Origin of the sequence: Amycolatopsis coloradensis (genome assembly GCF_001953865.1) — a bacterium.
Taxonomy (GTDB): domain Bacteria; phylum Actinomycetota; class Actinomycetes; order Mycobacteriales; family Pseudonocardiaceae; genus Amycolatopsis; species Amycolatopsis coloradensis.
In genome coordinates this window covers 34,973-47,366 of the sequence record NZ_MQUQ01000037.1, presented here as the reverse complement: position 1 = coordinate 47,366, position 12,394 = coordinate 34,973, and the positions used below count along the sequence as shown (strand labels likewise).

Genomic DNA, 12,394 nt, shown 5'->3' with positions numbered 1-12,394 from the left:
CCGGGCGGGCGCGAGAACCGCGCCTTCCACCATCCGGCCATCCCTCGGGAGACACGAGGGACGTCAAGCCCGGCAGGGGCAGTCGAGGGGCACATATTGCGTCGAGACGACCCCTGCCGGACACCTTTAGTCGACGGCTCTGCGGTTGGCCGCTTCCGACTCCAGCTGGGCCGCCACCCCCGTAGCGCACGCTCCGAATATCAGGCAGTACGCCAGCTCGGCCGTCGCCGTCGCGGTCGCCCGCTCCTCGATCGTCTCCACAAGCCTGGCGACTGAGGAGACCTTGCGCATCTCGACTCTGAACGAGGCACTGTCATGTTTCCGGCAACCGCCGGGTGCGCCGGAAGTGATGATCCTGATCCGGAGCCCGCGACGGGTCCGCGTGAAGTGACATTCCGCCGCCTGCAACAGAATCGCCGCCAGAGTCAACGTCCCTGCATGATCCAGCGCACCGTGCAGACTCTCCGGGAACACGTACCTCACGGTGTTGTCGTGCGAGGCTTCGCACAGCCTCCAGCCCCGATGCTTCACCATGTAGAAGTTGTTGACCTGTAGGAATTCATCCCATGGCATGAATTCGACACCCTGTGTCATGCCATGTCCTTCACTGCACCCATGGTGTGCACCAGGTTCTTGTATTCCAGCTCCAAGCTGGACATGAGCCGTTCCCGTCCACTCGGGGTGGAGAAATGCAGCACAACAGCAATCCCATGCCTCTTCATGAACGTGTGTTTTGCCGTGAACCGCTTGCGATGCAGGGAAGAAAGAATCCCGTACACGTCGCGATCCTCCAGTTGGACAAGACTTGCGATCTCTCGGAAGGTCATCCCGAAGGTCGTCTTGCGGGCGAGGACTTGCAGTACGACCCGTTCGCCACCTGAGATCGTCGGGCGACGGTTCGTGCTCGATGCGATTCCGTTCATAATCCTTGTGCTACTCGGATCCATGGGGCCATCCGCCCGTGTCCACGTTGCGCTTCTCCATATCGTCCACAAGGGACATACGTTCCGAGACGCGCGCCAAGTGTTCGATCATCCGTCCATAGAGCGCGGACAGGTGGGGCGGCGGAATACTCTCCGGCCCCCACAGGTCAAGCCATCCGGTAAGCCACACGTCCGCGTCTCGCAACAGAAGGCCAGCGGCAGATGAACGCCGCACGTGGCCGCGCGCAGTCTTGACAGTCGCCCGTATGTCCAAGATGCCCCGATGTGCGTCTTCGGTGTACTCACGCGGGAACCACGTGACAACAGGAAGACTGATCAGCGCAGTCCGTGCATTGTGGACAGATGCAGCACGACGCGCCCGGCGACGGCTGAAATAGCTCATCGCGGAGTCCAGAGCTTCGGCGCCGTACCTCGCACCAAACGAGGCGCCAGCGGATCACTCGGCGCGGGCAACGCGAGAAGCGCGCCCACCACGTCGGCCACAGTCCCATCACGCTGCCAGAGCAAACCGCCCGTGTGATCCATCCGAAGCGCGCCTGCGTCCGTCTGCGACCCGACGTGCAGCGCGTCCGCGACACCTTCCGGCCACGGGCGCAACCCAGTCACCTTGATCACGTCACCGTTGGCGTCACACGTCGGCATGAACAGCCAGCCCGCGTCACGCAGATCCGCCAGACGCCGCAACTCCGGGTACTGGTTGAACGCGTCCACGCCACTCGTCGTCACACGTCGGACACTAAAAGCAATCGCGCGTTACGCGTTCACAATCTGTTAACTAACCTGAAGGCGTGACTTGAGACTGTCCAGCTCCCATGCCCGCCGATGCGCCCGCGCGTCCAACTCAGCAACCACTTCGCGGGCGATCGGGTCATGCCGGATTCGCAGCGGTGCCACTCGATCGGCGATATCGAGGTGACGGATTGCCTCACCGTCGCGCGCACCTTCGGCCTGCACGAAGGCCCGAGCAAGGTCAAAGTGCAGCGCGGCGCGGCGTTCAGCCGAGGTCAGACCGGCGTCGTAGTCGGTGTGCCGCGTGATCTGCTCGGCGCGTTCGGGACCAGTGCCTAGCTCAACCGCAAGGGACAGGCTCCACGCCTGGACGTTCGCCGGGCCGAAGTCGTAGTGCAGCGTGCTGCATTCCCCAGTACGCGCGGCTAGCTCGGCGGCAGCACCTAGGTGGGTCTCGGCGGTGTCCGCGTCGCGGTCTTTCGCGGCGAGTTGAGCCGACGCCAAATGCAGCATTCCGGCGGCTTCGGCTGGCGCGGTGTCGGTTGCTTGGGGGTCTGCGGCCTTCACTGCGTCGAGAGCCATGCTCGTGACCTGTTGAGCACGATGGCGGGCACCCATGCGGCCGAGAACCACAGAGGCGGACATCGCTGCGAAGCCACCTAGGGCGGCGTCCTCAAGGCGTGCAGCGGCGTCCTGGGCGCGGCGCGCTGCCATAGCGGCTAGGTCGTTGTTCCCGAGGGTTCGCGCGGCGCCGATGGCGACGATGCACGCTTCGGTCAGTGCGCGCAGTGCGGTCCGTCGAGTGTCTGTGTCCCCCGTGACGGCGTGAACATGCAACTCTGTGAGCAACGCGCCAAGGTCGTTTCCGGCGAGTGCGTACCGGGAGTCTGCGGACGCTGCGTTCGCCCGAGTGGCCAGGCGCGCAAGTTCGCCGACGGGCCGCACTCGAATGTCGCTGGGCACGTCGTCAAGCGTCGAGTCGAACAGGGCTAGAGATATCGGCGGCAGGGACGCGAGAGCTTCGGCGCTTACGCGGTCACCCGGCAAGTACGGCTGTCCAGTCAGATCCGACACGGCGCAGCCGACCGCCGCAGCAAGATCTTCGAGCAGGCCACGCCGCTCAAACCGGCGCTTGCCATTCTCCAGCATCGACCAGTACGCCTTGCTGATGCCAGCGAGGCCAGCGGCCGTATCGATGCTCATACCCCGGCGACGGCGAATCCTCGCAAGCCGTTCACCGATCTCGGCATGATCCATCTAGACCCACCCTCTCGCGGAGTCAACCCCTCCGCGTGCTCCGGGCCCGTCGACCAGGGGCGTTCCTCCGCGAAGAGGCACCTTCCAGGGTAGCCGCTGCCCGATGGGGTGACCTAGTACGAGCCCCGGCGAGGCCGGACAGGCAGCGACCCCGTACCCGGCGAACGGGTACGGGGTCGCTGGTCTTCTCTGGGCGGTTACCGGTACGCGCCGGGTACGCGCGAGGACAACTAGGGACGGAAACCGACCACAACCGATGACAGCTATTTCGCCTGGTCCACCGGGGTACGCCACGATCTTGTGCAGGTCAGAGAGCTATCTGTTGCGAAGGCCCCCTTCACGACATCCGAGCGCCACGGACCGGCCGAAACTGTCGTACCCCGGTGGTCTCCTCTTCCCAGGCGACAGCGGGCCCGATCGGGGCCCGCGCGCTGAAACGAGAGGAAAGTCCCATGGCCGGAGAAACGGTGCTCACGGTGATCGGCAATCTGACGACCGATCCGGAACTGCGGTTCACCCCGTCGGGTGCGGCGGTCGCGAACTTCACGGTCGCGTCGACGCCGCGCGTGCTGGACCGCGCGAGCGGGGAATGGCGCGACGGAGACCCGTTGTTCCTGCGTTGCGCACTTTGGAAGCAGGCGGCGGAGAACCTGACCGAATCACTCACCCGCGGCACCAGGGTGATCGTGCAGGGCAGGTTGAAACAGCGCTCGTTCGAAACGAAGGAAGGCGAGAAACGGACGGTGGTGGAACTCGACGTCGACGAGATCGGCCCGTCTCTGCGGTATGCCACGGCGAAGGTGAACAAGGCGGGCCGCAGTTCGGGCGGCACCCCGTCCGACGGCGCCTGGGAGCGAACGCCGGTGGCCGCCGGCAGCCCGGAGCCGCCCTTCTGACCCGGCGGTTCCCTCCTGGGAGGGACCGATCTCCCCCGCCCGCGCCATGCGGTCCCGGACCTCCGGCTCGGATGCTGGAGGGCGTGAACACGACCACGATCGTCACGGAACTCGGACTGGACCCGGCCGACGAACGGCATGCGGAGTTCGCCGCCGAACTCCGCACCGGGCTGGCCCTGGTCGAAAACAGACTTCAGGAGGTGTTGCGCAACCCCGGATATCCGGATCTCACCGAGGCCGCCACCCATCTCGTCCGCGCGGGCGGGAAACGGCTCCGGCCGTTGATGGCGTTGACCGGAGCGGCATTCGGCGGTGGACAGGACGAGGCGATCTCGGCGGCCGTGCTCGTCGAACTCGTCCACGTCGCGACGCTCTACCACGACGACGTCATGGACGAGGCGCCGATGCGGCATGGGGTGACGAGTGCGAATTCCTTGTGGGGTAACAAGAAAGCCGTCTTGATCGGCGACTACGTGCTCGCCTGCGCGGCGCGGGTCGGCGCCGGACTCGGCGACTACGCGTTACGGCTGCAAGCGAAGACGTTCGGCAGGCTAGTCCGCGGCCAGTTCCTCGAAGCGACCGGGCCGTTCGAAGACTGTGGGCGTCACGCGCCCTACGAGCACCACATCCAGGTGATGGCCGACAAGTCCGCGTCGCTGATCGCGATGGCGGGGCGGCTCGGTGCCCAGGTCTCGGGGGTGGATGAGCGGACCATCGAAACGTTGGGCCAGTACGGCGAATTGATCGGGGTCGCGTTCCAGATCTCCGACGACGTCCTCGACATCTCCGCGTCCACCACCGAGCTGGGCAAATCCGCGGGCACCGATCTCCGCGAAGGCGTCGTCACCCTGCCGATGCTCCACGCGCTCGACGACGAAGGGCCCGGTGCCGCGCGCCTGCGCGAGATCATCGGCCACGGACCGGTGACCGACCCGGCGCTGCGCGATGAAGCGCTCGGGCTCCTGCGTGACTCCGCCGGGGTGGATCGAGCCCTTGCCGAAGCCCACGGATACGCCGCCAAGGCCCGGGATCTCGCGCTCGGCCTCCCCGACAATCCGGCCAGAGCGCTGCTGACCGGCCTTTCGGCGTTCGTGGTGGACCGCGGCGAATAGGCCCACGGCGGGTGTGATGCGGCCTAAAGTGGCGAAATGACCACCGAAGCCTTGGAAAACGTCGAAGGCCGCGACATCGGGTCCGGGATCTCGATCATCCGTGAACGGACCGGTATCGACGGTTCCGGACCTAGGCTGCATCAGCACCCGTACCGCGAAACGTTCGTCATCGTCAGCGGCAGGGCCCGGTTCACCATCGGGGCGGCCGAACGCGAAGGCGGGACGGGAGACGTCCTGGTCGTACCCGCGGACACACCGCACAAGTTCGCCGTGATCGGCCCGGAAACCTACGAAGCCGTCCACATCCACGAAAGCGATCACTTCATCACCGAGTGGCTCGAATAGATTCTGTCGGAGGCAAGAAATTCCTTTCCCGGGCTAGAATCCGACGACGTGCTCGTGGTCGGCGGGCACCCGAAGCGACGGGAACCGGGAACTGTGACCGACGTAGCGGACCGCAGCGGTGACGAAACCCGCCAGGTGGACAAATTCGATCAACGACGTGCGCAGCTGGCGAGATCGGCGCTGCTCACCTTGTCCGAACTGGGCTATGCCCGTACGAGCCTGCGGGAGATCGCGCAGAACTCCGAGTTCTCCCACGGGGTCCTGCACTATTACTTCCGGAACAAGGCCGAGCTGATCACCTACTGCGTCAAGCAGTACAAGACCGAATGCGTCACCCGGTACGACAAGCTGGTCGAGATCGCGGAAACGGCCGACGAACTGAAGCAGGCCTTCGGTGTCGCGATGGCGACCACCCTGCGCGAGGACGCCCGGCTGCACCGGCTCTGGTACGACCTGCGCAACCAGAGCCTGTTCGAGAAGGTGTTCCGGGCCGACGTCCTCGCCATCGACGAGACACTGGAACTGATGATCTGGAGGATCGTCGCCCGCTACGCGGAACTACTGGGCAAGCCGCCGGATCTGGCGCCGTCGACGGCCTATGCGCTCTTCGACGGCCTGTTCCAGCAAGGTCTGCTGAGGTACCTCGCCGGCCGGGAGGACGCGGCGAGGTGCCTTCAGCATTCGGTCGAACAGGTGCTGGCGCGGATCTTCACCACTTGATGGTGGGGTACCAGATGACGCCGGTCCGGCCGAGCACCCGCAGATCCCAGTACAGCAGCGTGAACGTGCCGGCGACCAGCAGCGCGGCACCGGTCACCACGGCGATCCTGGTGGGCTTCGCGAGCATCCAGTGCTGGAGCCTGCCACCCGTGCCGTGCGTCAGCAAAAGGAACAACAGCGCCATCACCAGGATGTTGCCCACCGATTGCAGGGCGAACGCCGCGGCGCCGTAGAAGACGTTGTGGCTTTCGGCCGCGCTGCGGAACATGATCCGGAACAGCGGGAACGGCCGGCCGATCAGGAACCCGCCGATGAGCGCGCCCATCAGGACGAGCGGGGCAGGCGGGAACCGGCGGGTCAGGCCGGCGATCGGGTTGCGGACGATACCGACGGAAGCCAGGCCCAAGACGATGAACACGATCCCGATCACGCCGTAGACGATCATCGACTGGATGTTCCGCGGTGTGAGCCCGCCCGGCGACGAAGCCGTCGAGAACTGCGGCATCCGCGTCCCGACGAGCGCGACGATGACGCCGTACACGACGGAAACGGTCAGCATGCCCGCCGCGATCCAGGCCAGCGGCTTCAAGGTGTTGACGAATTTCGGCCGCCCGGCGGTCTCTCCGCCGACAAGCGGGGCGACGGCACCGAAGGCGGCGATGTTGCACGCGGTGAACGTCCCGGCGAGCCCCGAAACGAACGCGAAGAACGTCCCGGCGAGCACACCGCCGATCGGGGTCTCTTTGGCGTCGTGTCCCAGCAGGGTGTTCGCCACACTGTCACCGATCACACTGTCCACAAAAGGCGCCGACCAGATCACCGTCAGCGCGAAACCGGCGAGGACGGACCAGAGGACCACTCGCCACCGGTGTTCCGGATACGGTCCGGAACCGAGGAAGTTCGGTTGTGGAGAAACGGGAGCGCGTTCGGTGACGGACATTCGTGCCTCCAGCGGCAGACGGCGAGATCCCCGGTGCTCATCGTTGTTCCGGCACAGGGAGCACGCCACCTCCAAAGTGCCGAGCCGCCCTTGGTCCGACCGGCTACCGGCAATTCCGGATTCACCGGTCCGGCGGGTGCCACCGAACGAGCGAATACGCTACGGCGGCCGCGTGGATGACCCCGAAAAGATGAAAACCACGGAGTCTCGTGGCATCGTGGTCCGGATGAGAAGCCCGAGCGAGGCCTGACCACCGACCTGCGGAGGACGATGGACTTCGACAAGGTCGCGGACGAGCTCTACGCCGGCGATCCGGCCGAGTTCGTCTCGGTGCGCAATCAGCGGGCGAAAGAGGCCAAGGCGGCGGGTGACGCCGCACTGGCCGAACGTATCCGCGCGCTCCGGAAACCCACGCGCGCGGCCACCATCCTCAACCGCCGGGCGGGTTCCCGCGAGCTGGAAGAACTGGCCAGGTTGGGCGAGGACCTGCGGAAGGCGCATTCGGCGCTGGCGGGCGCGGACCTGCGCAAGCTCACCCGGCAGCGTCAAGAACTGGTGAACCGGATCTTGCAGGACGAACGTTCGATGAGCGAGCCGGTCGCGCGCGAGGTCGAAGCGACCCTCGAAGCCATCGTGGCCGATCCCGAGGTGGCGGCGCTCGCGCTGGCCGGACGCCTGAGCACTGGCGCGGACAGTGCGGCCGATCAGTGGCTGACCAGCGGCTTCGCCCCGCGGCCGACCCGGAAACCCGCCCCGGAGCGGGAAAAGCCCGCCACCGTGTCGCATTTGGACGACCGGCGGAAGGCGAAACGGAAGGCTGCCGAGAAGGCCGAGCAGGAGCGGACGGCCAGGGCCCGCGAAGAGGCCGAGCGCGAACAGAAGCGGGTGGCGGAGTTCAACCGGCTCCGGCGCGAGGCCGCCGATCTCGCGAAGGCCCGCAAGCAGGCCGAAATCGAACTGTCCCGCGCCGAGCGCCGGGCGGAGAAGGCCACGGAGAAGGCGAACGATCTCCGGCGGCGGCTCGCCGACGCCGAACTCGAAGAGGAGGCGGCGAACGATGAGACCGCCGCCGCCCAGACCACCTTGGCCGATCTGACCACCGAAGCCGAGCGGATCGACGAGGCCCTCGAGCAGTTCTAGCTAGGCAGGCTGGCTTTCACGGACCCTGATCGCCGTCACCCGGCGTCCGTAAGGCGTCTTCCCACCCGGCTTGTACACCGACAGCACGGTCATGGTCATGTACATCATCGTGGACACGATGATCGGGTAGAACCCGTCCACGCGACGGCCCCTTTCGACGAACGCGTCGTCCATGGTGGACTCGGCCGCGGCTGCCAGCTCCCCGATCCCCGGCAGCAGGGAGAACAACGTCAACCCGGCCGCGATCAGCGTCAGCACCAGTTTGATCGCGACCCACCTGTACCGGACGAGCCCCCATTTCGTGCCTGTGCTGAGCACGATTCCGCTGACCAGCGCGGTCAGGCTGATCGGCAGCAGCAGGTAGCCGCCGACCTGGTCCATCATCAGGATGGCCGCTTGCTGGCGCCGGGGATCGTCGGTGAACACGGAGGTGAAGGTCAAGACCGCGTTCACCATGGTGATCCCGAGCCAGCCGAGTGACGAGACGACATGGACGACGAGGGCGAGCTTCCGCCACCGCGGAGGAAGCGTCTTCGGCGATCGCCGCACTGTGGAAGTACTCATGCGCCCAGTGTTTCCGCGGGCCGCGACCCTGTCGTCCGGTGTGGAGCGGCACCTCGGCTACGTATCGCGGAGTACGAGCCCCCGCAGGTAGGCGGCCTGCCCGGCGTGCTGGAGATCGTCGGACAGCACGCTGACCAGGCGTACCCCGAGGGTCACGGGCGGGTCCCACGCGTCGTCGACGATACGGTCGAGGGCGGCCTCGTCGAGATCGGCGGCCCAAGCCGTCGTCACCTCGTGCACCGCGTCGTAGTACCCGGTCAGCAGGTCGGCGGAGTCGACCCGGACCGCCTCGACGTCTTCGGGGCGATGCCCGTACCCGATGTCGGCCGCCGGGAACGGCAGCCCGAACCGGTCCAGCCAGCCCTGCGCGGTCCAGATCTGCTCGGTGCCCATGAGGTCGGCGATGTGGTCGTCCTGCACCCGGGCCAGATGCCAGATCAGCCAGGCGATCGTGTTAGCGCCCGGCGCCGGGCTCACGACCAGCTGTTCGGCGCCGAGCCCCTCGACGACCTCGTGCACGACCTCCTGGACGCGGCCGAACTCGTCGGCCACCACCTCGGCCAGTTTCATCGCATCCCCTTCCGAAGGTTCGTCTCCCGAACGATGCCACCACGAGGTGATCTCCAACCTTGCGTCCTTGACTTATATAAGCCCAGGCCGTGATAGTTGCCGGATGCACGCGTTCGACGTCCTGGGGGATCCGGTGCGCCGCCGGATCCTGGAGCTGCTGGCGGACGGGGAACTGAGTTCCGGCGACGTGACCACGGTGGTCCGCGGCGAATTCGGGATCTCGCAACCCGCCGTCTCCCAGCATCTGCGGGTTCTGCGCGAAAACGGCTTCACCACCGTCCGCGCCGAGGGCGCGCGCCGCCTGTACTCGGTGGATCCGGGGCCGCTCAAGGAGATCGACGGCTGGCTGGAGCAGTACCGGCGGTTCTGGACGGGGCCGCTCGACGCGCTCGCCACCGAGATCGCGCGCGGCCGCCGCGAACGCCGGAAGGCCGCGGAGGAGAACGGCTAGGCTGCGCCCATGCGCAAGGGCTGGGGGCGCGCGATGGTGATCGCCGTCGCGAGCATCGTCATCGTGCTGGGCCTCGTCTTCGCGGTCACGGTGCGCAGCGGGAAACCCGGCGGCGGGCACTGGCTCGCCGCCGAGCAGTCCCGGTGGACGACGCCGAGGACGCCGTCCTATCCGACCGTCGCACCCACGCCAACGACACGGCCGACGTTGACCGTCGACAGCGGCTGCCGTCCCGGACAGGGCCCGGCCGCGTTGGACCCGGTCCCCGAGGCCACCAGCCGCCGCGTCGGCGCCGCCTGGGACCGCATCGAACGGTGGCTCAAGGCCAACGCCCCGACGACGGCGGCGTCCCTCCGCCCACCCGCGACGACCGCGCGAATCGCCGAGACGCAACGAGTGGCGGGTGTCGTCCTCCCGGCCGAACTCGTCGCCTCCCTTTCGCGGCACGACGGCGTATCGGGAATCGGTGACAGTTTCGCTCTTCCGCCGTTCCACCACCCGGCTTCCGCGGAAACCGTCGCGAGCGAGGCGAAAGTCCTGTGCGAAGTGCTGATTTCGAGCGGGTCCGACGACAGCGTCGGCTCCTGGTGGCATGGACGGTTCGTGCCCATCGCCGTCAACGGCGGCGGCGACGGACTGTTCCTCGACCAGCGTGACGGCACCGGACGGCTCGGCGAATGGGATCACGAGGGATCGGTGGACTTCGACCAGTGGCCCGCCACCCTGACCGAACTGCTGGAGCAGACCGCCACAGCGCTCGAAACCGGCGGGACGCTCCTCGGTGGTTACCGGCCGGTCGTCACCGGGAACCGGGCGCTGGACTGGGATTTCCCGCGCTGAGGTGCGCGGGCGCGGTCGCTGTCGGACCCCGCCCCTAGAATCGTCCGGGTGGCAGCCCCCGACATCGGTACCTCGGAAGCCCTCGAAACGCTGAACCGCGTTTTCGGCTACGACAACTTCCGCGGCGACCAGCAAGCCATCGTCGAACACGTCATCTCAGGCGGTGACGCGCTCGTCCTCATGCCCACCGGCGGCGGGAAGTCGCTGTGTTACCAGATCCCGGCGCTCGTCCGGCCCGGTGTCGGCGTGGTGATCTCGCCGCTGATCGCGTTGATGCAGGACCAGGTCGACGCGCTGCGCAACCTCGGCGTACGCGCGGGTTTCCTCAACTCGACGCAGGACTACGCCGAGCGCAACCGGGTCGAGGCCGCGTTTCTCTCCGGCGACCTGGACCTGCTGTACCTGGCGCCGGAACGGCTTTCGGTCGAAGCGACCGTGCGGCTGCTCGACCGCGGCAAGATCTCGCTGTTCGCCATCGACGAGGCGCACTGTGTCTCCCAGTGGGGGCACGACTTCCGGCCCGACTACCTGATGCTGTCCGCGGTGCACGAGCGCTGGCCGGACGTGCCGAGGATCGCGCTCACCGCCACGGCCACGAAGACGACGCACGCCGAGATCGCGTCCCGGCTCAACCTCGAGGACGCGCGGCACTTCGTCGCGAGCTTCGACCGGCCGAACATCCAGTACCGGATCATCGGCAAGAACTCGCCTCAGCGCCAATTGCTGGAACTGCTGCGCACCGAGCACAAGGGCGACGCGGGGATCGTCTACTGCCTGTCGAGGAACTCGGTCGAGAAGACCGCGGACTTCCTGGTGGAGAACGGGATTCCGGCGGTGCCCTATCACGCCGGGCTGGACGCGCGGACCCGCGCGAAACACCAGTCCCGGTTCCTGCGCGAGGACGGGCTCACCGTCGTCGCGACCATCGCGTTCGGCATGGGCATCGACAAACCGGACGTGCGGTTCGTCGCGCATCTGGATCTGCCGAAGTCCGTCGAGGGCTACTACCAGGAGACCGGCCGCGCGGGCCGGGACGGGCTGCCCTCGACGGCGTGGCTGGCGTACGGCCTCCAAGACGTCGTGCAGCAGCGCAAGATGATCGACATGTCGGAGGGATCCGAGGCGCACAAGCGGTCGCAAAGCGCCCATCTCAACGCGATGCTGGCGCTGTGCGAGACGGTCGAATGCCGTCGTGTGCAGGTGCTGAGCTACTTCGGGCAGAAGAGTGAGCCGTGCGGCAACTGCGACACCTGCCTGGCACCGCCGGAGACCTGGGACGGCACGATTCCGGCGCAGAAACTCCTTTCCGCCATCGTCCGGCTCCAGAACGAGCGGCGGCAGAAGTTCGGCGCCGGTCAGATCATCGACATCCTGCTCGGCAAGTCGACGCCGAAGGTGACCCAGCACCGGCACGATTCACTGAAGGTCTTCGGGATCGGCACGGAATTGAAGGAGCCCGAGTGGCGGGCGGTGGTCCGGCAACTGCTGGCGCAGGGGCTCGCCGCGGTCGAGGGCGATTACGGCTCGCTCGTGCTGACCGAGGGCAGCGCCGAGGTGCTCGGCGGGCAGCGGAAAGTCCAGCTGCGGCGTGAGCCGGAGCGGGCGGCTAAGGCGGCGGCGCGATCCAGCGCGAAGAAGGCGGCGGCCGCCGACATGCCGGCCGAAGCGGCGCCGGTGTTCGAACTGCTGCGTTCGTGGCGAGCCGCGGCGGCGAAGGAGCAGGGAGTGCCCGCGTACGTGATCTTCCACGACGCGACCCTGCGACAGATCGCCACCAAACGGCCCGCCACGCTGCAGGAGCTGGGTACGGTCAGCGGCGTCGGTGAGAACAAGCTCGCGAAGTACGGCGAGCAGATCCTCGAGACGCTCTCAACCGGGAGCTAGCC

The 12,394-nt window shown here is 67.0% G+C and carries 15 protein-coding genes; 8 read left to right on the top strand and 7 right to left on the bottom strand.

The features are described from left to right. Positions 1–126 precede the first annotated feature (126 nt). The 4 genes from BS329_RS39940 to BS329_RS39925 form a co-directional block, all read right to left on the bottom strand. On the bottom strand, positions 127–594 hold the full coding sequence (locus BS329_RS39940) for a hypothetical protein (protein ID WP_076168605.1): 468 nt from the start codon (positions 592–594) through the stop codon (positions 127–129). Further along, the gene (locus tag BS329_RS39935; protein WP_143253427.1) at positions 591–923 is read right to left on the bottom strand and encodes a hypothetical protein; all 333 of its coding nucleotides are present in this window, start codon (positions 921–923) and stop codon (positions 591–593) included. The genes BS329_RS39940 and BS329_RS39935 overlap by 4 nt, the downstream gene beginning before the upstream one ends. Positions 924–1,322: 399 nt before the next feature. Then, positions 1,323–1,670, bottom strand: a complete 348-nt coding sequence (locus BS329_RS39930) for a hypothetical protein (RefSeq protein WP_244197480.1) — start codon at positions 1,668–1,670, stop codon at positions 1,323–1,325. 45 nt (positions 1,671–1,715) lie between these two features. Then, positions 1,716–2,930 carry a helix-turn-helix domain-containing protein gene (locus BS329_RS39925; protein WP_076168599.1) on the bottom strand — a complete coding sequence of 405 codons (1,215 nt, stop codon included), beginning with the start codon at positions 2,928–2,930 and terminating at the stop codon, positions 1,716–1,718. A gap of 452 nt (positions 2,931–3,382) precedes the next feature. Between BS329_RS39925 and BS329_RS39920 the strand changes: the two genes are divergently transcribed. From BS329_RS39920 to BS329_RS39905, 4 genes are all read left to right on the top strand, one after another. Next, the gene (locus tag BS329_RS39920; protein WP_076168597.1) at positions 3,383–3,826 is read left to right on the top strand and encodes a single-stranded DNA-binding protein; all 444 of its coding nucleotides are present in this window, start codon (positions 3,383–3,385) and stop codon (positions 3,824–3,826) included. A gap of 83 nt (positions 3,827–3,909) precedes the next feature. Then, positions 3,910–4,938 carry a polyprenyl synthetase family protein gene (locus tag BS329_RS39915; RefSeq protein WP_244197479.1) on the top strand — a complete coding sequence of 343 codons (1,029 nt, stop codon included), beginning with the start codon at positions 3,910–3,912 and terminating at the stop codon, positions 4,936–4,938. A 36-nt stretch (positions 4,939–4,974) separates the two neighbouring features. After that, the gene (locus BS329_RS39910; RefSeq protein ID WP_076168595.1) at positions 4,975–5,283 is read left to right on the top strand and encodes a cupin domain-containing protein; all 309 of its coding nucleotides are present in this window, start codon (positions 4,975–4,977) and stop codon (positions 5,281–5,283) included. A gap of 93 nt (positions 5,284–5,376) precedes the next feature. Further along, positions 5,377–6,003, top strand: a complete 627-nt coding sequence (locus BS329_RS39905; protein ID WP_076168667.1) for a TetR/AcrR family transcriptional regulator — start codon at positions 5,377–5,379, stop codon at positions 6,001–6,003. Here BS329_RS39905 and BS329_RS39900 read toward each other — a convergent pair. Further along, positions 5,993–6,943, bottom strand: a complete 951-nt coding sequence (locus tag BS329_RS39900; RefSeq protein WP_076168593.1) for a hypothetical protein — start codon at positions 6,941–6,943, stop codon at positions 5,993–5,995. The genes BS329_RS39905 and BS329_RS39900 overlap by 11 nt on opposite strands. A gap of 270 nt (positions 6,944–7,213) precedes the next feature. Here BS329_RS39900 and BS329_RS39895 point away from each other — a divergent pair, with 270 nt between their 5' ends. Next, entirely contained in the window at positions 7,214–8,083 is an 870-nt protein-coding gene (locus tag BS329_RS39895; RefSeq protein WP_076168591.1) for a hypothetical protein, read from the top strand. Here BS329_RS39895 and BS329_RS39890 read toward each other — a convergent pair whose 3' ends face one another. Together BS329_RS39890 and BS329_RS39885 are read right to left on the bottom strand one after the other, a co-directional pair. Next, entirely contained in the window at positions 8,084–8,647 is a 564-nt protein-coding gene (locus BS329_RS39890; RefSeq protein ID WP_076168589.1) for a hypothetical protein, read from the bottom strand. It lies immediately after the preceding gene. Between the two features lie 57 nt (positions 8,648–8,704). Next, positions 8,705–9,217 carry a mycothiol transferase gene (locus BS329_RS39885; RefSeq protein ID WP_076168587.1) on the bottom strand — a complete coding sequence of 171 codons (513 nt, stop codon included), beginning with the start codon at positions 9,215–9,217 and terminating at the stop codon, positions 8,705–8,707. Between the two features lie 103 nt (positions 9,218–9,320). Between BS329_RS39885 and BS329_RS39880 the strand changes: the two genes are divergently transcribed. Genes BS329_RS39880 through recQ form a run of 3 tightly spaced genes read left to right on the top strand, consistent with a single transcriptional unit; the run spans position 9,321 to position 12,392 of the window. Beyond that, positions 9,321–9,668 (top strand): ArsR/SmtB family transcription factor, encoded by a 348-nt coding sequence (locus tag BS329_RS39880; RefSeq protein ID WP_076168585.1) that lies wholly within the window; start codon positions 9,321–9,323, stop codon positions 9,666–9,668. Positions 9,669–9,677: 9 nt separating this feature from the next. Then, a complete protein-coding gene (locus tag BS329_RS39875) occupies positions 9,678–10,508 on the top strand; it encodes an SMI1/KNR4 family protein (RefSeq protein ID WP_076168583.1) in 831 nt (276 codons plus the stop codon). A gap of 48 nt (positions 10,509–10,556) precedes the next feature. Next, a complete protein-coding gene (recQ, locus tag BS329_RS39870) occupies positions 10,557–12,392 on the top strand; it encodes a DNA helicase RecQ (RefSeq protein WP_076168581.1) in 1,836 nt (611 codons plus the stop codon). Positions 12,393–12,394 lie beyond the last annotated feature (2 nt).